At 39.6% G+C, this 22,628-nt stretch carries 17 protein-coding genes; 8 read left to right on the forward strand and 9 right to left on the reverse strand.

Going from position 1 to position 22,628, the window contains the following annotated elements; translation table 11 throughout:
* Positions 1 to 34: 34 nt before the first annotated feature.
* The 5 genes from ACQ93I_RS15600 to ACQ93I_RS15620 all read right to left on the reverse strand — a co-directional run bounded on the left by ACQ93I_RS15600 (position 35) and on the right by ACQ93I_RS15620 (position 4,603).
* A complete protein-coding gene (locus ACQ93I_RS15600; RefSeq protein ID WP_431699328.1) occupies positions 35 to 850 on the reverse strand; it encodes a molecular chaperone in 816 nt (271 codons plus the stop codon).
* A gap of 79 nt (positions 851 to 929) precedes the next feature.
* A complete protein-coding gene (locus tag ACQ93I_RS15605) occupies positions 930 to 1,424 on the reverse strand; it encodes a DUF4402 domain-containing protein (RefSeq protein ID WP_431699329.1) in 495 nt (164 codons plus the stop codon).
* Between the two features lie 101 nt (positions 1,425 to 1,525).
* On the reverse strand, positions 1,526 to 2,011 hold the full coding sequence (locus ACQ93I_RS15610; RefSeq protein ID WP_431699330.1) for a DUF4402 domain-containing protein: 486 nt from the start codon (positions 2,009 to 2,011) through the stop codon (positions 1,526 to 1,528).
* A gap of 678 nt (positions 2,012 to 2,689) precedes the next feature.
* The gene (locus ACQ93I_RS15615) at positions 2,690 to 3,187 is read right to left on the reverse strand and encodes a DUF4402 domain-containing protein (RefSeq protein ID WP_431699331.1); all 498 of its coding nucleotides are present in this window, start codon (positions 3,185 to 3,187) and stop codon (positions 2,690 to 2,692) included.
* A gap of 555 nt (positions 3,188 to 3,742) precedes the next feature.
* A complete protein-coding gene (locus ACQ93I_RS15620) occupies positions 3,743 to 4,603 on the reverse strand; it encodes an OmpA/MotB family protein (RefSeq protein ID WP_266068233.1) in 861 nt (286 codons plus the stop codon).
* Positions 4,604 to 4,926: 323 nt separating this feature from the next.
* On the opposite strand from ACQ93I_RS15620, the gene ACQ93I_RS15625 reads away from it, so the two are divergent.
* Both ACQ93I_RS15625 and ACQ93I_RS15630 read left to right on the forward strand, forming a co-directional pair.
* Positions 4,927 to 10,032, forward strand: coding sequence for a translocation/assembly module TamB domain-containing protein (locus ACQ93I_RS15625; protein ID WP_431699332.1), 5,106 nt, complete (start codon positions 4,927 to 4,929; stop codon positions 10,030 to 10,032).
* A 3-nt stretch (positions 10,033 to 10,035) separates the two neighbouring features.
* On the forward strand, positions 10,036 to 12,348 hold the full coding sequence (locus ACQ93I_RS15630; RefSeq protein ID WP_431699333.1) for a BamA/TamA family outer membrane protein: 2,313 nt from the start codon (positions 10,036 to 10,038) through the stop codon (positions 12,346 to 12,348).
* On the opposite strand, the gene upp is transcribed toward ACQ93I_RS15630, so the two are convergent.
* On the reverse strand, positions 12,345 to 13,004 hold the full coding sequence (gene upp, locus ACQ93I_RS15635) for a uracil phosphoribosyltransferase (RefSeq protein WP_431699348.1): 660 nt from the start codon (positions 13,002 to 13,004) through the stop codon (positions 12,345 to 12,347). The two genes, ACQ93I_RS15630 and upp, sit on opposite strands and share 4 nt — an antisense overlap.
* A 253-nt stretch (positions 13,005 to 13,257) precedes the next feature.
* Here upp and ACQ93I_RS15640 point away from each other — a divergent pair, with 253 nt between their 5' ends.
* On the forward strand, positions 13,258 to 13,647 hold the full coding sequence (locus ACQ93I_RS15640; protein WP_431699334.1) for a nuclear transport factor 2 family protein: 390 nt from the start codon (positions 13,258 to 13,260) through the stop codon (positions 13,645 to 13,647).
* A gap of 134 nt (positions 13,648 to 13,781) precedes the next feature.
* Here the strand turns inward: ACQ93I_RS15640 and ACQ93I_RS15645 are convergent, their stop codons facing one another.
* Positions 13,782 to 14,165 (reverse strand): hypothetical protein, encoded by a 384-nt coding sequence (locus tag ACQ93I_RS15645; protein WP_423819016.1) that lies wholly within the window; start codon positions 14,163 to 14,165, stop codon positions 13,782 to 13,784.
* A gap of 159 nt (positions 14,166 to 14,324) precedes the next feature.
* On the opposite strand from ACQ93I_RS15645, the gene ACQ93I_RS15650 reads away from it, so the two are divergent.
* On the forward strand, positions 14,325 to 14,990 hold the full coding sequence (locus ACQ93I_RS15650; RefSeq protein ID WP_431699335.1) for a hypothetical protein: 666 nt from the start codon (positions 14,325 to 14,327) through the stop codon (positions 14,988 to 14,990).
* A gap of 6 nt (positions 14,991 to 14,996) precedes the next feature.
* Here the strand turns inward: ACQ93I_RS15650 and ACQ93I_RS15655 are convergent, their stop codons facing one another.
* Positions 14,997 to 16,283: an APC family permease gene (locus tag ACQ93I_RS15655; RefSeq protein ID WP_431699336.1), complete on the reverse strand. Its 1,287-nt coding sequence runs from the start codon at positions 16,281 to 16,283 to the stop codon at positions 14,997 to 14,999.
* A gap of 144 nt (positions 16,284 to 16,427) precedes the next feature.
* Between ACQ93I_RS15655 and ACQ93I_RS15660 the strand changes: the two genes are divergently transcribed.
* Both ACQ93I_RS15660 and ACQ93I_RS15665 read left to right on the forward strand, forming a co-directional pair.
* Positions 16,428 to 16,895, forward strand: a complete 468-nt coding sequence (locus ACQ93I_RS15660) for a universal stress protein (protein WP_431699337.1) — start codon at positions 16,428 to 16,430, stop codon at positions 16,893 to 16,895.
* Between the two features lie 177 nt (positions 16,896 to 17,072).
* Positions 17,073 to 17,516: a cold-shock protein gene (locus ACQ93I_RS15665; protein ID WP_431699338.1), complete on the forward strand. Its 444-nt coding sequence runs from the start codon at positions 17,073 to 17,075 to the stop codon at positions 17,514 to 17,516.
* 65 nt (positions 17,517 to 17,581) lie between these two features.
* Here the strand turns inward: ACQ93I_RS15665 and ACQ93I_RS15670 are convergent, their stop codons facing one another.
* Positions 17,582 to 19,453 carry a peptidase M61 gene (locus tag ACQ93I_RS15670; RefSeq protein ID WP_431699339.1) on the reverse strand — a complete coding sequence of 624 codons (1,872 nt, stop codon included), beginning with the start codon at positions 19,451 to 19,453 and terminating at the stop codon, positions 17,582 to 17,584.
* Between the two features lie 301 nt (positions 19,454 to 19,754).
* On the opposite strand from ACQ93I_RS15670, the gene ACQ93I_RS15675 reads away from it, so the two are divergent.
* Complete coding sequence (locus ACQ93I_RS15675) at positions 19,755 to 21,869, forward strand: elongation factor G (protein WP_431699340.1); 2,115 nt, start codon at positions 19,755 to 19,757, stop codon at positions 21,867 to 21,869.
* A 237-nt stretch (positions 21,870 to 22,106) separates the two neighbouring features.
* Positions 22,107 to 22,580, forward strand: coding sequence for a DUF1569 domain-containing protein (locus ACQ93I_RS15680; protein ID WP_431699341.1), 474 nt, complete (start codon positions 22,107 to 22,109; stop codon positions 22,578 to 22,580).
* Positions 22,581 to 22,628 lie beyond the last annotated feature (48 nt).

Raw genomic sequence — 22,628 nt, forward strand, 5'->3', positions numbered from 1 at the left:
AAAAATTGTATTTTATAGAAGTATCAAAGATATTTTATAACTCATATTCCTTTTTTGCGAGCGTTTTCCCATCTTCTTCAAAATAGGAAACTTCCAGTTTTCCCTGACTCAAATCAACCTCTCCGGCATTCCGTAATTCAAAAGAAAAGTTCCTTTTAGCGTTGGGCGTATAGACAGAGACGCCTTTTACCATTCCTATCTCTGTTGTCTTTCCTTTTGGGGAAACATGATCTACTTTAATATTGCCGTAAACCGACATATTTCCGCTGCGGTTTAACACCAATGATAACTGTGGAGTTTCAGCGTCTTTTTCAAATTGAATATTGGTTATATCAAGTTGAGTGGTAGATTCTCCCTGCTGAATTATTATAGGAATACTTATTCCAAAGACAGTTTTGATATTAATGGAAATCCCTTCGCTTTCTGCATCTTCTTCTGTTCCCAGGGCAGTTTGTTCTTCTACAGCTCTAAAATACATGTGAGAACGATATTCTCCCTGTTCCAGGTTTCCGGTGCGGGTGAGCTGCACTCTGATAGTCTGGGCTTCATTGGGAGCCAAAGTGATTTGTCGTGGAAAATACCTGAGAAAACCTTCAGCAAAACGCTGACCTTCCGTAGGAGTTTCCACCTGCTCAAAACTACCACTTTCAGTCATGTTGTAGTTAACGAAAGAAACCGCATAAACAGCAGTATCACTTCCCGTATTCGCAAGATTAATCTCCTGCGATCTTTGAGAACCGTCAAAAACAAGCCTTTTAGGCATGATCATTAGATCTCCCTGCCCAAAAAAGTTTTGAGGAAGTAAAAAAAGAGAAAGTAGGAGTAAAGTTAAGTGTAGTTTTATCTTCATGCGGGTTGAATTCTGTTGAAAATTTTACCTGCAACAAATGTAAGTAAAAGAAGACAAGAAAGTTAAGGAATTCCTAAAATTAATTATAGGAAACCGTTACATTAAACCCGGAAGAGTTGGTATAGAAACCGGATGCCTGATTGGCCTCAAGATGCAAGGTTGCTCCAATTTTTATAATGTCCGAAATTGTGCCTTCATCAGGTAGAACCACAAAGTTGCTAATTGAGAGTTGCTGATCGGGGTTTTGGCTATTGTATAAGATAAAAGATTCAGGTAGCGTAATAGCGTAATTATTATTACCATGAATAACCACTGCCTCTGCCGGATTTACAGTACCGGGAAAATTGCTCGATATCTGTACGCCCTGAGCAGTTCTTGAACCATCCGGGGATAAAATGACACTTCCGGGGGTGTAGGCGCTTATTACATTTCCAAAATCAAGATCTACAGTCTTGTCGATTTGGATAGGATCAATAACCGTAGCCCTGCTCGTGACTTTCGCAGAAGCCGATGCCTGACTAAAAGCCTGGGAAGACAACAGTAAAAGAAATAATATTAAAACTATTCTGTTCATTTGTGTCTGTAAAAACAGGTGCTTTATTATTGATACTTATCTTTATAATGAAAAAAACGCCGCCACAAGGGCGGCGTTTTTCTAAACTATATTTGTTTGTCTTATTCGTAAGCTACGGTAACTTCAACTTTTCCAGTATAATCTCCTTCAGCCTGGCTAGAGTTGACAGTTATTTTACCTCCAACATTTAATGTTTGATCTGCTCCGCTTCCCTGAACATTAGTGTTTCCTAAGCTACTAGTGAATTCAACCGGCATTACATCCCCAGCTCCAGTCAATTCAATTGAAGGAATGGTAATTTTATAATTGTAACCCTCTGCAGCTTTTACTGTGAACGAAGCTGCCTGAACACCTGTACTAGGAGCTAAAAGCTCATCATTACTTGCTGTTCTTTCATTATCTGTTGCAACAGTCACTGTACCTCCAGCTGAATTTCCAATAATTCGTCCAAAATTTAAGTCAGTTCCATCAGTTATGGAAATAGGACTTACAATTTCAGCATTAACTGTAGCTGTTCCTGAAGCCTTAGATTGTGCAAAAGTAGTTCCAGTGATAAGAGCGAATAAAATAAAAGTAATTTTTTTCATGATGTAGGTTTTTTTGGGTATTATAAATTTAATTTGGGGTTTCATTTATTTAACGATGCAAACTTACTCCCTAAAGAAAGCTCCTACAAAAAAAATCGATGACAGTGACAGAAACTCGTTGAAATACACTAATTATGATCCAAATCATATTTGGGATATATGCTGTAAAAGAGCCTATACAGCGGCTTACAATACTTAATTATTCTGAGAACCAGAAAATTAACTAGTGTTTCCCCCAAAATCTGATATATTAGTATTTTTTTGATGTTTTAACCCCAAATCAGTTTAAAGTTGATTTGCATAGGTCACATCAATTACTACCTGGACCAGAATTACAGTCACTACTATTATAAGGGTATAAAAAACTGTTCTGGCAATGTTCCCGATCGATTGTTTGGATAAATGTTTCACTTTTGGATAGATATACTTAATAATCTCTTTTTCTTTTGACGCAATAGCATAGTTGATCAAGCCAAACTGGCTCAATCTATGTGTAGGGATTATGTAAGTAGGGATTGTGATCTATATACAATAACTATAGATCAATACAAAGATGCACTAAATTGGAGAGCTATAAAATAATAATCGGTAGTTGGATAGAAAACTCGTTCAACTACGCAACCAAAATATTCCTGGGAAAATTCCTCCTTATTAGTTAGCAGGCGAGAAAAAAAAAGATTAATTGTAGTTAACCGTAACGTTCATAGGAGCCTTACTGTTGTAAACTCCCGGAGTTTGATGAGGATTAACAGCCAGGGTAGCACCCACGGTTATCATCTTAGCTCCTCCATCAAAATTTCCGTTTTCAGCTAAACTACTTGTAAAGTCTTTAATGATCATACTTTCTGTACCGTTGGCCAGTACATATTCTCCTTCAGGCAGGGTGAGAGAAAAAGCAAAACCGTTTTCTCCTGTCACTTCAAAAGCAGCAGCAGAGACATTGGCTTCACTGTCTAATGAAACATTTCCGGTGGTAAGCCTGGTGCTATTGGGCGCAAGGATAACTTCTCCTCCGGTACCGGCATCCAGGTTTGCAAAATTCATGTGTGATGTAGTAGTAATTCCAATAGGCTGAATAATCGTAGCCGAAGCAGTAAATGAGGCAGTCGCACTGGCCTGGCCAAATGCAAATGCCCCGAAAAGGGAAAATAATATGAAACTAAATAAACTTTTCACCGCTTTTTTTCTTACTTCAATATTAAGAAAATTTTTTGATTCAACCAGATTAAGTGACTAAAAATATCGATGAAATACACAGTTAGGCTTACTACAACGATGTCGCTAGAATTCAATTATTTATACAGCTTATTGGTGAGTTAACGATCTTGGTTCACCGGGATATTCAACTTTTTTCATCTCAGATACCGGGAATTTTTAAAAAAATCTTCTAGTTCTGACTTCTGAGGCCATAAAAAGAAATCACAGCACAAGGCTTGTGATACAGTTTAGAATGAAATATCTACTCTTAAAATCCAGAGGAAAGAAAAGCTCTTGAGTAGAAATGTACTGTACCAGGATATTTTTGAAATCATCGTATCAGTTTTAATGATATAGAATTTTTATTCCAGCTTTTGGCTGACCAGCTTCCAAAGTAGGATTTGGATCAGTTTTTCTCCTATATACAATGAGGTATAGCGAATTCAGCAACTTCTTTATTGGCAGGTATTTCGAATTAAAGCACAAAAAAAGAGGCCGTGTGGCCCCTTTTTAATATTAAAAGTGATTTTATTCTTAGTTATTGGAAGAATCTACCGGCTGTGCAGGGGATTGTTCTGAATCTAAAAGTGCAAGGAATTTATCAAGGTTTGGCAGGATAACAATTCTTGTTCTTCTATTTAATGCCCTGTCTTCTTTGGTCTCGTTTCCGGCTACAGGTTTGTAGCTGCTGCGGCCTGCTGCAATTAACTTTTCGGGCTCTACATTAAAACGGTCCTGCAATACTCTCACGATCGCAGTAGCACGTCTTACACTCAATTCCCAGTTGTCCTGAATATAGGAATTTTCTACCATTGTTTGAGAATCTGTGTGACCTTCTACCATTACTTCCATAGCTGGTTCAGATTTAATTACTTCAGCAAGCTTCTCTAAAAGGGGATATGCATCTCTGCTTACTCTGTGACTCCCGCTTCTAAAAAGTAATTTATCAGATACATTGATCATCACTACAGTTTTGTCTACAGTAATGTCAACATCGTCTGAGCTTCCGCTGCTTATCTGGCTTTCCAGGTTATGAGCTACGGCCAGGTTAATAGAATCTTCTAAAGTTTCGGCTCCTGCAAGTTTTTCGGGATCAACATTTCTTAATGTTTCCCGCATTTTACGCTTATTGGCATTAGACATTGCCGTAAGCTGGTTCATTTCCAGTTTCTGGTCATTCTCTTCTGTGAGTGAGTTGATCTTTGAATTGTAATCTGCCACTCTTTCTTCTATGGCATTTAATCGTTCTTCAAGTCTTTCTTTTTCTACCTGAGTTTCCTGAAGATTACTTCGGGTGTTGTTATAATCTTCCTCAAGGGCTACATACTTCTTTTTTGAAACACAAGAAGTCAGCACTGTCGCTGCAAGTACCGTTACGGTAAGAGCTTTTTTCATAATTTTTGGTTTTTTGTTTAAAGTTCAAGTTCTTTTTAGAGCTTCGAAACTTCAAACGGGTTATAGCTGCCGAAATTATATAAAAGGCTTTTTCAGGTGTCTTGTTTTAACGAAAGATTATTAGTTAGCAGTCGTTGTTGCTAAATTATTCCTAAGAAAATAGCCACTTCAGGAGAAATTTTTATCTTTTTCGCGTAATATTTCCGTAGAAAATCTCTCGTGAAAATGCCATTTTTAGAAGGTGTTGTTTTCCAGAGATTTAATTCCAGGAATTTTAAGATTTACATTAAAAGGAATAAATTAGAGCAATAGACCGTCAATACTTGGAAACAGACAAAAATAAAAAGGAAAAGAAACCAAAGGGATCAGGGATTAAGTTGTTCTTTAAAATTATTCTTGGCATTTTCATTTTCATTTTCCTTCTCATACTTTTCATCCGCAGTCCCTGGGGCCAGGGCATTATTGTAGATAAGCTTGTAAATTATATTGAGAACAAGACAAACACTGCAGTAGAGGTAGACAGACTCTTCATTACTTTTGGAGGTGATCTTAGCGTAGAAGGGCTCTTTCTTGAAGATGAAAAAGGTGACACCCTTTTATATTCGCGGGAACTTGAAGCCGACATTTCACTGTTTCCCCTTATTAAAGGTAAAGGTTTTTATCTCAACAGCCTTGATTGGAATGGGGGAGTGGCCAATATTGAGCGGACAGATACTATTGAAGGTTTTAACTTCCAGTTTCTTACTGAAGCTTTTGCCACGGCCGATACTACTGCTACTACCACGCCCGCCGATACTACTGCCCAGGCTATGGAAATTAAGTTGGGCGATCTCAACCTTCAACACCTGAAACTTAATTACAACGATCAATATTTAGGTATTGATACCAAAATCAGGTTGGGAAAGCTGGTAGTAGAAATGCAGAAATTTAATCTGGACAGTATGGAATTTGCTGCGGGTGACCTTATTTTGGAAAATACCCGTTTTAAATACGCCCAAACTAAACCAGCTCCCGAATCAGAAGAGGAAAATGAAACCCCAATGCCCCGATTTTCTGTGGAGAACCTGGAAATTTTGGACGTGGCCGGTTCATATACATCTGTTCCCGGCGGAATGGTTGCCGATATAGATCTATCTCAACTCTTACTGGAATTGCCAGAAGCCGATCTTGCTAATAATACTGTAGTAGTCGACAGATTTGCCCTCAAAAATTCCAAAATTTACATAAACAATACAGCTTCTTCCACTCCCGCGGCAAAAGATACTACTGCCGTTGCCGTTGCTGAAGAATATCAGCCTTTTGAATGGCCTCAATGGACGGTTAATGCTAAAAATCTAAATCTGAAGAATAATAACTTCAGGTATTGGGTGAATAACAACACCCCCAAAAAAGGCATTTTTAACCCTGAAGCAGTAGGCCTTCGTAATTTGAATCTCGAAATTCCTGAACTGGTATTGGCTAATGAGACTTTAGAGGCCCGCGTAGCAGTTCTGAATTTTGAAGAAGCATCGGGTCTCCTGCTTAACAAAACCCAATTTGCACTTTCGATCAATGAAGAGAGGGCACTACTGGAAGATCTTCTGCTTCGGCTGAATGGGAACCTCATAGAAGGAAGTTTACTGGTTAATTACAGGTCGCTCGATTCTTTTATAAATAACCCGGAGAACGCCACGGTAGATTTGAACCTTCCGCAGTTTAACCTTGACCTACAGGATCTCTACAGATTCCAACCCGATTTACGGCAGAACAACTACTTCGCTACACTTGCCAAAAAAGGCATTTCGGGCAGTCTTTCTGCCGAAGGGGAACTTTCCGCAGTAAAAATTGAGCGGGCAAATATTGACTGGGGCGGCAACACCTCTCTTGTGGCTACCGGAACTATTTACAACACTACCGATGTTGAAAACCTGAGGTTTGATATTCCGCAGCTAAGGCTTCGGTCTTCACGGGCCGATCTCCACGCTTTTATCGAGGAACAGAACCTGGGAATTGAGCTTCCAAAAACTTTAAATCTGGCAGGTAGCTTCAGTGGTAGTCCTGAAGATATTACTATTGATGCCATTTTGAATTCTTCCGCAGGAAAAGTAAGTGTAGAAGGACGTTTTGTAACCGCTCCAAAAATAGCATTTAGCACAGACCTTAAAGTAACCGAACTGGAAGTTGGCCAATTGCTACAAAATAAGTCACTCGGTGCGGTTAGTCTCGATATACAAGCCAGGGGCAGCGGGGAAGACATTAATTCCCTGGACGCTGTAGTTGATGGTACAATTGGCCGTTTTGAATACAATCAATACGTCTTTAACGATATCAATATTTTTGCTGAATTAGAAGACGGCGAGGGTTTTGCCAAGATGGCCTACAAAGATCAAAACCTGAACATGGAACTGGAGAGCTTTGTGCTACTCGATTCAATAGCGCCTGAAGTGAACCTGACTCTTGATATTATAGGTGCCGATCTACAGGCTCTTGGTCTTGCTGCAAAACCTGTGAATGCGGCAATGGAATTAAAAGGGACTTTTGAAGGGAATACCGATAAATTTGATGTTACTGCGACAGTAGATAATGGTGTTTTTGTGTATGACAATGAATCTTACCTTTTAGGTGACCTTGATCTTCTTGCTCATGTAACACCCGATACTACGTCCATGCAAATTGAAAATAGAATTCTGGACCTCAAGCTGTTTTCTAACGCCGGGCCGCAGGATTTTATAAGTGCTCTAAGCCGCCATTACGACAGCTACTTCAGCAACGAACAGGTATTAGATACAGTGGGGAACCCGGTAATTATTGACATGGCAGCTACAGTCGCACCATCTCCAATCCTCGAGGAAGTATTTCTTCCGCAGCTGGAAGCTTTTGATACCATTGCCGTGAAGGTTGATTTTAACGAGCGGGAAAAGACACTGGTAGGAAGTGTAGAGATCCCTTACCTAAACTACTTCGGAAGTGAGATTGACAGTCTTGACTTTTTTGTAGATTCAAACCCGGAAGAACTATTTTTCAGCTTCGGACTTCAAAGTCTTGATGCAGGCCCGCTGGCCATTAAAAAAACCAGTCTTGAAGGGGTGTTGGTAGATGAAGAACTCAACCTTGATTTTCTTTCCATTTATCAAGACCAGCCCCTAATGAAAATTCAATCTTCTATAACCAGGAGCAATGATATTGTAAGGGTGAATATAGCTTCAGATAGCCTTATTCTTAATTCCAACAGCTGGCAAATTGATCCTGAAAACGAAATTCTCATTGGCGACAGCGCCTATAATTTCAACAACTTCAGGCTTTCGAGAAATAATCAGGAGTTAAAAGTAACCAATGATCTGGCCCAGGTTCAAAAAGAGCATATTGCAATACAATTTCAGAATTTTAACCTGGCGGCCTTGTTCTCCTACCTCAACCCCGAAGCCGTATTGGCCTCAGGAAATATCAATGGCGACTTTATTATTGAAGAACCCTTTGAAGATACGGGGCTACTTGCCGATCTCACTATAAATGATTTTGGGGTAATGGATGTTCCGCTGGGTGAACTTTCTCTTGACGCCGAAGCGGTTAGCTTTAATAAATATACTTTCGACCTGGCCGTGACTGGAAATGCCAACCTCCAACTTACCGGCTCGTATCTCGCCGATGAACAAGGCGGAAACCTTGATATGTTCCTCGACCTCGAGAGGATCCCTATGGAGGTGGTAGAAGGTTTTTCACTGGAAGAGATCAACAATACCAGCGGTAGTTTATCTGGAGAATTCACGGTAACCGGCGATCCTCTGGCACCTAATTATGACGGTGCGCTTAATTTTAATGATGCACAATTCACGGTGTCTATGTTAGATGCACCTTTCACCCTTAGGGATGAAACGCTGCGCATAGATACCACAGGCGTATACATGGATAATTTTGAAATGAGAGATGTGAATAACAATGCCTTTGTATTGAATGGCGCAGTACTCACCGAATCCCTCCTTAACCCTGAATTCGACTTAAGTTTTACAGCGAATAATTTCACAGCTCTAAGTTCCACCGAAGAAGATTTTGATCTTTTCTACGGAAAATTTGTGTTTGACGCCACAGGTTCTGTCACCGGAAATCTGGAGCTTCCTAACGTTGAAATTGATCTTGAAGTTTTGGAGGAAACAAACATCACTTACGTAATTCCTGAAGCCAGCGTAGAATTAGAGGAAAGAGAAGGGGTGGTTGTGTTTGTAAATAGAGAGAATCCAGACCGCATTCTCACCCGCAGGTCAACAGATGATGAAATTGTGGCTTTTTCGGGCTTCGCGCTGAATTCATATATTTCACTTCAGGAAGGGGCTACTTTTAGTGTTGTGATAAACGAAGAAACCGGAGACCACTTTCAGGCAACCGGAGACGGTGATATTCTTTACGACATCTCTCCCAATGGCCGAACTACAATGACCGGGAGGGTAGAATTAAGTGATGGATATTATGAAATGAGTCTCTATAACCTGGTAACCCGAAGATTTGACATTATGGATGGGAGCACCGTGGTGTGGGCAGGAAATCCGCTTGATGCCGATCTTAATATTACCGCTGTATATGAAGTGGAAGCTGCCGCCGCCGGACTTATGGCTTCACAGCTGCAGGGTGCCGATCTAAGTGATAAGGATCAATACAGGCAGGAACTGGACTTTTTGGTGTATCTAAAAATAGGAGGGGAGATCTCTGCACCAAAACTTTCTTTTGGGCTTGATATGCCCGAAGGAGAACAGGGATCTTTAGGAGGCCAAGTATATGGAAGGGTACAGCAAATAAATCAACAGGAAAATGAGCTCAATAAGCAGGTTTTCTCACTTTTAGTACTCAACAGGTTCTTTCCTACAACCGGTAGTGACGGCTCTGGAGGAGGTACTCTTTCCTTTGCCCGTGATAATCTCAATGAAGCCCTTTCTGACCAACTCAACATATTCTCTGACCGCCTGCTGGGAGAAACGGGTGTTGATCTCAATTTTGGCCTTGACACCTTTACCGACTATCAGGGAGAAAGTCCCGAAGAAAGAACCCAGCTGGATATCACAGCCCAAAAGAGTTTTATGGATGACAGGCTGGTAGTAAGCGTGGGAAGTGAAGTAGATGTACAGGGCAGCAGCCCGGTTGAAGAAAGTACACCTCTTATTGGAAATGTGAGCCTGGAATACCTGCTTACTCCAAATGGGAGATTCAGACTTATGGCCTTTAGGAGAAGTAGCTATGAAAACGTAATTGACGGGCAATTAATAGTAAGTGGGCTGGCTTTGATCTTTACTCAGGAATTCAACAAGTTCCGGGAACTGTGGAACGAGGTTGCCAAAAGCGATAAAAAGGCAAAAGAAAAATCTGGTAAAGACCAAGCAGTAGAAGAAAAACCCGGAAAGGGCAAATTAGAAGAAGAACATTCGGGAGATGGAAATTCTGAAGAAACTCAACCCCAGGAATAAAAAATGAAGTATAGGATAGAAACCATTATCGTCACTCTTTCAATTCTGCTATTCCTGCAAGGGTGTAGTGTGAAAAAATTTATTCCGGAAGACAAACTCTTATATACCGGTGCCGATCTGGAGTTACAGTCTGACGATCCTATCGAGCAGAAAAAGGATCTAAAGAACCAGCTTCAGGCATTGATAAGCCCAGATCCTAATTCAAAGATCCTTGGTTCGCGAATTGGCCTATACTTCTATTACAAGGGACAGAAAGAAAATCCAGGTTTCATCAACAGGTTTTTAAGCAAAAAGTTAGGACAGGAACCGGTATATCTTTCAGATGTTGACCCATTTCAAACAGAAAAACTCCTAAAGAACAGGCTGGAGAACAGGGGCTATTTTTACAGCCGTGTAAATCATTCTGTCAACGAAAATGAAAAAGACAAATTAGCTCACATAAAATATACTGCCGTACTTCCGGAGAACCCTTACATCCTGGAAAATTATCAGATGGATACTGATAGCCTCGAAATTTACAGGGAGATTAAAAACACCTTATCAGAATCTCTTCTGCAGTCGGGTGAAAAATTTAATCTTGCTCTCTTAAAAGCTGAACGGGAACGTATTGATGCCGCTCTAAAGCGCCAGGGCTATTACAATTTCAGTTCAAATTTTCTCATTTTTGAAGCCGATACAAATCAGTATGACCGCAAAAAATTCGATCTTTTCTTAAGGCTGAAAGAAGAAGTTCCACCGGCAGGAACAAAACCCTACATCATCAAAGATGTAAATGTATACCCCAATTACGTTATAGGAACAGATTCCCTGGAACGTGACACTACAAGATTTAATGAAAGAAGTTATATACAGGATAAGGTTTTCTTTAAACCCGAAAAGCTGGATCCTTTTATACTCCTTGACGAAGGAGAACTGTATTCTCCCGAACTTTCGGGTAAAACAAGCAGGAGACTAACTTCTTTAGGCACCTATAAATTTGTAAATATTCAGTACGACGAGATAGATTCTATCGCTACAGACAGTGTAGGATATTTAACTGCAAATATTTACCTCTCGCCAATGAACAAAAGGGCGATACGGGCAGAGTTACAGGCAGTGACCAAATCAAATAATTTTGCGGGTCCACATCTTGCTGTTACCTACACCAACAGGAATCTTTTTAAAGGAGGGGAAATATTAAATGTCACCGCAAAAGGAGGTTATGAATGGCAGCTTTCAAAACAAAACGATATAGGAAACAACAGTACCGTGCTAGGCCTGGAAACAGCCCTAATTAGTCCCAGGATGTTATTCCCTTTTATTAATATCAGGAGTAACTGGTTTGATTACTCTATTCCTAAAACCAAACTTGGTTTTGGGTTTGAATATCTAAACCGCAGTCAGCTTTTTAGCCTGTTTTCGGTGACAGGGAATTTTGGATATGTCTGGAAGGCCAACCGGTTCATTACTCATGAGCTCAATCCCTTATCTGTAAACTATTCCAATCTAAGCAACACTACTAAAACTTTCGACGACATACTCGGTGAAAACCCCTTTTTGAAGAGTAGTTTTGATCAGCAATTTATTGCGGGACTCACTTATTCTTTCACTTATAACGGAATGATCGATGAGCTGGAGACGCATCAGTTCTATCTAAATTCTAATCTTGAAGTAGCAGGAAATCTCCTTGATCTACTTAGCAGTGGAGCCACGCCAAGAAAATTTCTGGGTATGGAGTTTGCCCAGTTTTCTCGAATTGATGCTGATTTTAGATATCATTACAATTTCGCCCCGCAGCAAACACTTGCAGCAAGGTTGTACGGCGGAATTGGTATTCCCTACGGAAATTCGGAAGTCATGCCCTTCAGCCGACAGTTCTATTCAGGTGGGCCTTACAGTGTGAGGGCTTTCCAGATTAGAGGCCTCGGCCCCGGTTCTTACGACCCCGAAGGGGATGGAGTTCCCTATTATGACAGGATGGGAAACCTGCGGCTGGAAGCGAATGTAGAGTATCGTTTTCCTGTTTACCAATTCCTCAAAGGAGCTGTGTTTTTTGACGCCGGAAACGTTTGGAATACCGAAGACAATTATGTTGAGTTAGACGAAAAGCCCACAGAACAGCAGACCTTACTTCTTGAAAAAGGCGTTTTTGGGAGTGATTTTATCAGCGAGTTAGGTATAGGCACGGGGATAGGACTGAGAATAGATATTCAGAATTTTGTGATCAGGTTTGACCTGGCCGCACCGTTACATACACCATGGCTTGAGGAAGGAGAACGCTGGGACTTTAAAATCAGTGAACCCGTCTTCAACTTTGCGGTGGGATATCCTTTCTAATGTTGTTTCTTAGATCCAAAGCACAAGTCTCCCGCATCACCAAGTCCGGGAACTATGTATCCTTTTTCATCGAGATTTTCGTCAATAGTAGCTACCCACAGGTGAGAATTTTCAGGAAAACTTTTTTCTAAATATTCAATTCCTTCCCTTGCAGCTATGACAGATACCAGGTGGATTTGCTTCGGTTTTCCCATTTTTTCAAGTGCCTGCAAGACATTGACAAACGATCGGCCGGTAGCCAGCATCGGGTCGGCCAGGATCAATGTTTTTCCTTCAAGCGAAGGGGAGGCAAGATATTCCACCAGAATCTCAAATTCTTCATCATCATTAGGATGATGGCGATAAGCTGAAATAAAGGAATTATCTGCAGCATCAAAATAATTGAGAAGACCTGTATGAAGTGGCAGGCCAGCTCTAAGAATGGAGCAAATTACCAGCTCTTCCTTGTGCAGGGGCACATTGGCTTTTCCAAGAGGCGTTTGAATTTCCTCTTCCTGAAAATTCAGGTGCTTACTAAGTTCATATCCAAGGATTTCTCCTAATCTTTCAATATTTCTTCTGAAGCGAAGCCTGTCGGTTTGAATATTTACATTCCGAAGTTGAGCAACAAATGTATTGGCGATAGAATTCTTTTCGAGTAGATGATGAACGTGCATAAAATTAGTATCTGTATGAAGGAAGCCAAAGTTATAAATTTTTACACCAAATCCTTTCATTTTGTAAGGTTTCAAAAAGGGGATTTTGAGACATGATTTTTCTGCAACATTTTGTCTGAAGTCTTTTCTAATAAGCCATTGTTGACTTTTAAAGGCTACTGCATTTTTACCAGATTTAAACTCCGGTTTTTGTTGTATATTTAGATACATATTCCATTGATTTACAATCATTTTTAATTTAATAATATTTAAAATGACTGAAAAAGAGCAATTTTTAAGGGAGGTGAACAACGCCTACGAGAATGGGGATGAACAATTTTTCATGGAACGTATTACAGACGATATCTATTGGGAAATTGTGGGGGAGAAAGATATTTCGGGTAAAGCTGAATTTAAGGAAGTGCTTGATCGTATGAAAGAAATGCCCCCTGTAGAAATTGAGGTTCAAAATGTCTTTTTAGACAACCTACATGGAATTGTTAGGGGAGTGGTAGTGAGTAGAAACAGGCTGGGCCAGAAAAAACACTACGGATTTTGTGATATCTATAAATTTGCTGAAGGTGGGGAAAAACTTCGTCTTTCGGGCATTACCTCTTATGTGATAGATATAAGTAGGCATATACAATATAAAGAGAACTGTTAATAGAAGAAGCTGTCTAAAAAGTTATCTTTATACAACCGAAGTTTTTCAGGTGTCACTATATTTCAAAAGAAATAATAGATCCTGAAATAACTTCCGAAGCATGGAACAAGAACTTTTTAAACAGCCTTCCAACTTTACTTATCTGAATCGTTCCTTGTTTTTTTCGAAGGATCCTGGTACTTCTCGGCTTTTTCTCCTTTGTACACGGTATCGGTTTGTGATGCTATATTATCATTGGAATTGGCTGAATCCTTAGGCTTCCTTTCCTGTTCCACGTCCTGTGGTTTATTTGTTGTAGGGTTGAATTTTCGGTCATCCTCACCCGGAACGTCAAGATCTTCGCCTGCATAGTCTATTGGCTCTTCCCTGTCTTTAAAGTAATCTCCCTTCTTTTCATCCTGGCTCTGGTTGTTAAGCACATTTTTATCTTCCGGGGTAATGTCCGGGTTATAGTTACTTCCTTTATCCCGGGTCATATCTTCCCTGTTATTTTTAGGTTGTTCTTCTTTCTTTGTCATGATTATATTTTTATTTTAAATTACAGATAATCTTATTTTCACCCCATCTTTGGCGGTTAAAATGCCGTTAAATTTTTATGGGCACAATTATAGAAAGTTGATATCCTTCTATTTTTGGTTAAGTTTTTGATATTTGAATGCTGAAGAATATAACCGGAGATGAAAAAACTATTATTACTTATTTTCTGTCTGGCCTTTCATGTGAGTCAGGCTCAAATTGACAATCCTACAGCTCCCACAAAAGCTCCGGGAGAACTTATGGCTCCCAAAACCGGAAGTGAATCATCGTCTTTAAAAAGATCTTCAGGAAATCACAGCCTTAGCTCAAAAAAGGGAATTCTGGCAACCGAAAGTGAAGCCATGAAATTGGAAAAAAAAGAAGAAAAATCCTTTAGCATGAGAACAGATCAAAATGGACTCATGACCTTTAAGGGCAAAGATTTTACTCCCAAAGCCTTTACTAAAGACAAAGAGGCTCTTGAAGAATTCCGAAGAGATCAATATTTGGGAGATTTTAAAACTACAGGAGTTTTTGTTGAACTATACTGCCGTGACCATGAATATGTAGACGGTGACAAGGTTAAGATCTCTGTGAATGGGGTAGTGATTAATAGGAACATGTCTCTTGGCGCGACTTACACCCCAATCATGGTAAAACTGGACAGCGGTCTCAACAATATTGAATTTGAAGCTCTTAATCAGGGTACAAGTGGTCCAAACACCGCCGAGCTCCGCGTCTATGACGATCAGGGGAAGGAAGTGATAAGAAAGGAATGGAATCTTCTTACAGGTTCCAAAGCAAACCTGGTGGTAGTAAAGCAATAGTCCTTCTTAAAGATTTCCCTGAAATAGGTTGTAAATGTTGAAACCAAACAGTACCAGGATAGAGATAAGGGCTAAGACTGTAGGGATTGGAATATTTTTTACGTTGAATTTTATATAGAACGGGGGTTTTTGATCCTTCTCTTTTCGTTTTTTATGCCTTAGGTTCAATAAGGCAATATTCACCATTGCGAAAACAACAAAAATAAAGATATTGCTAATGCTGGCAACCACCTTGAGGTTTCCAATCAATCCAAATCCTATGGCCACTAAACTAATGGCTATAATTGCATAATTTGGGGCATTCCCAATTCCCGAAATAGTGGTGAACTTTTTGAGCCAGGATTTATCACTGTCTCTGGCCACGTCGTAAAGCAGCCTTGACGTACCCAGTATATTACTTAAAATAGTCTTACTGGTTGCAAAAAGCGCTATGATCACCAGAGAAGTTGCGGCCCATGCTCCCAATTTTGCTTCAATAACTGCGGCCAAAGGTCCGTTAGAATTAGATAACTGCTTCCAGTCAAGAACGCTTACAGAGCTAATTGCAATCAAAACGTAAACCAGGAGTACAATAAGGCCGCTCATGATCACAGCCTTTGGCATATTCTCCTTCGGGTTCTTTGTCTCTTCGGCCATTTTCACAAGGTCCTCAAAACCTATATAGCTAAAAAATATGAGGGCACCACCGGCAAAAAGGCTGGTCCACTCACCGTCGTTGGTTTCCAGGAGAGGAGTAGTGCCAAATTCAGGAATACTCACCACCACCACTGCTGCCAATCCTATTAAGGTTACTATTGTGGCAAATGCATTGAAATAGGAACTGTATTTTGCACCAATTATGTTGAAAACCCCCATTAGGAGTATAATGCCTATCACCAGGATCCAATTTGGAACATCTATAAGTCGGCTTAAATAATCTGCAAAACTTATGGCTATGGCTGCAGCAGCCACAATTCCTGTAAACACTATAAATATAGACATCGAAAAAGCCGTTTTTTTCCCCAGTCCCTGTTTCATGTATTCAAAACTTCCACCAGAATCGGGATATCTACTTACAAATTCGGCGTAAGAGAGTCCAGTGAGCAGCGCCACTGTGGCTGCTATTACAAAGCTAAGCCACAACATATTGCCACTAAGACCGGCAGCTTTACCAATTATTGCATAAATCCCTGCACCTACAATTCCTCCCACGCCAAACATGAGTACATCCCAAAATCCCAGACTTCTCTTTAGTTCTTTTTCTGCCATTGTGTTCTTTAAATTTTTCAGGTAGTACCTAATATAATTTTTCATTTATACTGGCCTTCAGGTTTAACACGAACTAAACAAAAACCTAACAAACTTTAAGCTGAAGCAGCAATTATACAGGCTATTACAAAGAAATAAGGAACAAAATGAATAGTATTTTTTTGTAAATTAGAGAGAAAATCAACTACTATGAAAAAAGTTCTTATTGCGATAGATTATAATCCCGTCTCAGAGAAAGTAGCACAAAAAGGATATGAACTGGCACAAAATCTCAATGCCGAAGTATGTTTATTACATGTACTTGATGACGTAGGTTTCTACGGAACACAGTATCCTACTTTTATGGGATACGACGGCTATTCAGGAATGGGGCCTGACCTTGATGTGGCGATGGAAATGAAAAACATAGCAGAAGAATTTATGAACAGTGCGAAGAAGCATTTAAACGACCAGCAGGTGAAAACCCATATCACTGAAGGTCCCACGGCTAAAACTATTCTTAGTTACGCCGAAGAATGGGGAGCCAGTTTACTGGTTATGGGCACTCACAGCCATTCGGTTCTTGAAAAACTTTTTCTGGGCACAGTAGCCGAAAAGATACTGGAGAAAACAAAGATCCCGGTTTACCTGGTACCGGTAAAGGAGAAAGCTAATTGAGAAATCTAAGACTTTGAATTATTTCTTATGCTAAAAAAACAAAAAGAAATGATAACTTTGTGTCCTAGTGCGAGTTTTGAAAAATACTGGTAATCTTCTTCTCCAATTTTTCCAATTTTGTTTTTAAACTTCACCTAAAAATTTTATATTCAATTTTAAAATCCAATTAAACCGCTAATGGCAAAATCACAACAGACGTACAACAAGATCGAAAAAGAAAAGAAACGCTTGAAAAAGCGCGAAGAGAAAAAGAAAAAGAAGGAAGAGAGAAAAGCAAGTGGAGATTCTGTCTCTGAATTTGCGTATGTAGATGAATTTGGAAATCTAACGGAGACCCCGCCAGATCCTTCTCAAAAAGTCGAAGTTGACGCTGAAAGCATTGAAATTGGAATTCCGAAGAAAGAAGATTCAGACGAAGAAAACGATTTTAGTAAAGAAGGAAAAGTTTCTTTCTTTGATCACTCCAAAGGCTTTGGTTTTATTCTTGACAGCACCACCCAGGAAAAATATTTTGTACACGTTACCGGTCTTATAGATGAGATCGACGAAAATGACAAAGTAACTTTTGAACTGGAAAAAGGACCAAGAGGAATGAATGCTGTAAGAGTGAAAAAGATCTAAAAAAATCCCTTTTTTGGAAGGTATAAAAGAGCGACAGTAATTATTTACTGCCGCTCTTTCTGTTTTTATGATTTTAACCAGCTGTGTCGTAACTCCATTTGTTCCCCGTTAGGGTTCATAATCTCTACAAGGCGTTTACCTGTAGACATAGGTTCCACTACTTTACCTTCAATTTTCAGTTCTTCATCACCACCTCGTTCCACCACAAACTCTACAGGATCACCAACAGACCATTTTGCAGCATCTCCAATAAGATCATATACGTTTTGAACATTATAGGTCTTCCCGTTGACAGATTTTATCACATCACCGCCCATAAGATCCAGTTCTTTGAAAAAGGTGCTTAACTCCACATCATCACGTAGTACAATCTCTCCATTCTCATTCACTGTAATAAATGGGGTAGAAGGATCTTTTAAGAAATAATCTACAGCAACCTGTCCCTGCCGCATTTCCAGGCCTACTCTTGTAAAGAATTGATTGTAGGGAATAGGCGTGGTACCACTCACATAAGTGTTCAGGAATTCTCCAATTTCGGGGTAAGTAAGTTCAGTAATAACCGGGAATAGTTCTTCATCTTCAAAAGGTTTATCCTTTCCATACATTGCCGTAAGTTGCTTCATAAGGTCAAGCAGCCCCATTTCTCCATTGCTCAATTCACGCAACCTGATATCCAGGGCCATTCCAATAAGAGCTCCTTTTTGATAAACGTTATAATAGCTGTCCTTATATTCATCTTCCAGGATATTACGACTCATCTCAGTAAAAGACATACTATCATCAAACCTTTGAGATATCGCTATCTTTTCCTGTATCCTGTCGTAGAAATCCTGATTTGAGATAAGCCCCTGCTTAACCTGGAAAAGGTTTGCAAAGTACTCGGTAACCCCTTCGTAAAGCCAAAGATGCCTCGACATTTGAGGGTCGTTGTAATCAAAATAATGAACTTCTTTAGAATGTACTCCCAGCGGAGTCAAAATATGGAAGAATTCATGAGAAACTATATCTTTAAGAGATTCGTCAAGGCTTTCTTTTTCCATTTCTTCAGGCATGACCACAACAGTAGAAGTGTGGTGTTCAAGCGCTCCAAACCTGGCAGCATCGCCGTCACCAGGGGTGGCTGAAAGATAAAGGAGTATCGCATACTTGTTAGTATTATCAATCTCTCCTAAAAAATCTTTTTGAGCCGTGATCATTTTTTCCATTCCAGGTTTAAAATCCTGCGCATTAAACTTTTTTGTAGGCGAATACACGTGCAGCAACACATCCATTTGATCTACTTTAAAACTTACTGTATCTGGTGCCGCATACATGATAGGATTATCGGTCACTTCAAAATACCGGCTGGCACGAAAGATATCTTTAGTTACTCCCGGCTTAATTTCTGAAGATTGAGCAAGATCAAAAGCACTCCCTGCATAAAGGTCGTTTGCTCTAATGATCTCCAGTTGATAAGGTTCTTCGGTAAGATCATTGAAGTATCCTACAAAGCCATGAAGATTCAGAAGAAAGTTTTTTCCTTCATTGATGTTTGTTCCGGCCATAGAATATATGCCGCCTTCTCCTGAAACATCAAAAGTATCATTCATCCAGTAGGTTACTTTATCAAGCCTGGTGGCATTTGAAATCCCCCAGCTATTCTCGTCATAAACCGTTACAGGCAATTCGTCCCCTTTGTAATCGTATGCTTTGAGATCTTCGGCATAGGCGCCGTAATTGGAAGTAGAGTAGGTGCCGGGCACCGTTTTAGGAATGTAGAAAATTATGGTTTCGGTATTTATTTTGCCGGGATCTACGGTCACCATGACCTTGTCATCTTTAACATTAACCAGGTCTAAAGTGGCAAGAACAGGTTCTTTTTCAGAAATGGTAGATTGTGAAGTTTTGCATCCCAGGGCGGTGGCTATTATGGCCAGAGCATAGATTGTTTTTTTCATTAAGATTTTAATTTATAAATAAGACTTGTCATTTAGTGAAACGTTACAAAGAAGAAGGAATTGCTAAAACTACTCAATTATAGGTTCAGGCTTAATAAAGACCATTATTTATGATATTTATCATGTAAAAGCTAAAAAACTCATTTTTTCTAAAAAAATAAGACAGGAAAACAATAAATTTAAAGGAGTAAATTTTAGTATCGAAATCCGGGACAAATGTGTAATCGTCATGCTCTTCTCCGAAAATTTTACCGGAATTCTCTCATTCTCTTTCCTTCTTGTTTCATTAAAATCTTAAAAGATGAAAATTTACGATGAAAAACACATCAAAAATGTAGTCCTTGTTGGCGCTCATAACAGCGGTAAGACTACTTTGGCAGAGACTATGTTATTTGAAGCCGGCTTAATAAACAGGCGGGGTACTGTGGAGGCTAAAAATACAATATCAGATTATCATGACATTGAACACGAAAAAGAGAATTCAATCTTTGCTACCCCGTTACATACCGAATGGCGTAACTACAAGATCAACATCATAGATACTCCGGGACTTGATGATTATATTGGGGAGATCATTTCTTCCATTAGAGTGGCCGATACCATAGTTACTGTTCTTAACGGCCAGTACGGTGTAGAAGTTGGCACAGAGATCATTTGGAACTACATTAAGGGCTACCACAAGCCAACTGTGTTTGTAATCAACCAGATTGACCATCCCGGGCTTAATTTTGAGAATAGCTTTAACAGCGTAAAAAGCCTGGTGGGTAATGGTGCTGTTAAGATCCAGTATCCGTTGATAAAAGACGGTGCTCAATGTATTGTTGACGTGCTCAAGATGAAGATGTATAAATTTTCTTCGGAAGGAGGAAAACCCGAAAAATTCCCTATTCCTGAAGATCAACAATCTACAGCTCTTGCCCTGCATAATGAATTAGTAGAAAAAGCAGCTGAAAATGACGAGGAATTAATGGAATTATTCTTTGAAAAGGGCACACTTAACGAAGATGAAATGCGAGAAGGAATAAGGGCCGGTATGCTTAATTATGACCTTTTCCCGGTCTTCTGCACCTCTGCATTAAATGATATGGGAAGTGGAAGGCTCATGGGCTTTATTGATAATGTGGCTCCCGCAGCAATAGATCTTAAACCTGAAATAAGTGTAGAAGGAAAAGAAATCTCTCCAAAAAGGGCAGATTCCCCTGTGCTTTTTGTTTTTAAAACAGTACATCAACCAAACCTGGGCCAGGTAACCTTTTTTAAAGTAAAAAGGGGGGAAGTAAAAGTAAATGATAAGCTGGTGAACTCCAGAAACGGAGAAACAGAAGTTCTCAACCAGCTTTTTATTATGGATGGTAAAGAAAGAAACCCTATTCAAAAACTGGTGGTAGGCGATATAGGAGCCACTTTAAAACTGAAGCATACCGAAACAAATGACACTCTTGCTGCTTCGGAAGAAGGAATTACTATAAAGCCGATAGACTACCCGCAACCGCGGATAAAGAGGGCAGTAGCGGCAGTAAATACAAAAGATGAGGAAAAGATGAGCGAGGCATTAAAAAAAATACACAGTCAGGATCCCACCGTAGATATTTCTTTTTCCAATGAATCCAGACAGTTGATACTGTCCTGCCAGGGCGAACTTCATCTAGCTACAATAGATTGGCTGCTTAAAAATATTTATGGTGTGGAAGCCAGTTTTGAAAAACCAAAAGTTGCATTTAGAGAGACCATTCAGCGTTCTTCGGCTTCAAACTACAGGCACAAGAAACAATCTGGTGGTTCTGGGCAGTTTGCAGAAGTACATCTAAAGATCGAACCCTGGGAGGAGAATATGCCCGAACCTGAAGGTTTTAACATCAGGGGAAAAGAAGAGATCGATCTTCCGTGGGGTGGAAAACTGGTATTCTATAACTGCATTGTTGGGGGAGTGATAGATCAACGGTATTTGCCATCGGTGATGAAAGGAATTATTGAAGTTATGGAAGAAGGGCCTTTAACCGGTTCATACATCAGGGATGTACGTGCTATGGTCTATGACGGAAAAATGCACAGTGTAGATTCCAATGATATTTCTTTTAAAATTGCAGGGGCTAATGCCTTTAAAAAGGCATTTTTGGATGCAGATCCCAAACTACTGGAACCTGCTCTTGATCTCACACTGAAGGTGCCCGAAGAAATGGTGGGCAATGTTATGACCGAGTTACAAAGCAGGCGTTCCATTATTCAGGGAATAGAAAGTGCAGACCATTATCAGGTTTTAAAATGCGTGGCGCCCGAAACTGAATTATTTGGGTTCTCAACCGAACTTAGATCCCTTACAAAAGGAAGAGCCACTTTTAGTACCAGTTTTAACGGATATCAGCCCGTTCCTGCTAACATTCAGGATCAATTGACCACAAAGGAACTGGTACAATAACAGTTTAAAAGTTATGAGGTGAATTTTAAATTTTAAAAACAATTTCTTTTTAAATTTCACATTTAACTAGCCTGAAAAACAAGGAACTACACCATGGTTTTATGTAACTTTCTGAAAAATATAAAAACTTATTTCAGAAGAAAAGGGAATAATAAAGGTTGATATTCTATTGAAAATGAGGGGTTATTAAGAGCCTCGGTAATTTTACTTACTTTTAAAAAATATAATGTACAATTAATGAAAGCAGAAGAATTACAGGGGCAATTAGAAGAAATGAAAACCTACATAGCGTTGAAGACTCAGCGTAATCCTGAAATTTCTAAAGCACCGGTAGGCTGGCACCTCGCACATAGTTTAAAAGTAATACATTCTATTCTTAGTTCCCTTGATATATCAGATCCTGCTCAATATAGAAAGACCTTCAGCTGGAAAAAGGAACTGGTTTATCTAACAGGAAAAATCCCCAGAGGGAAAGCCAGGGCTCCAAAAAAGGTAATTCCGGAAGATAATATTTCCGAAGAAGAGCTTCGGGATCAAATATTCAAAGTCAGCCGTAAAATCACCGGGATTTCAAAGCTGCCTAAAAAAGCCTTTTTTGAGCATCCATATTTTGGGCACATCAAAAGGGATGAAACGGCAAAGTTCCTGGTGATCCATACCGAACATCATCTTAAGATCATTAGGGATGTAGTTGGCAGCAAGACGAAATAATCTTCCCAGTGTAAAGTTTAACTTGAAAAAAAGCATCCTCTCAAAAAT

It is taken from the genome of Salinimicrobium sp. WS361, from assembly GCF_050750585.1.
Lineage (GTDB): Bacteria > Bacteroidota > Bacteroidia > Flavobacteriales > Flavobacteriaceae > Salinimicrobium.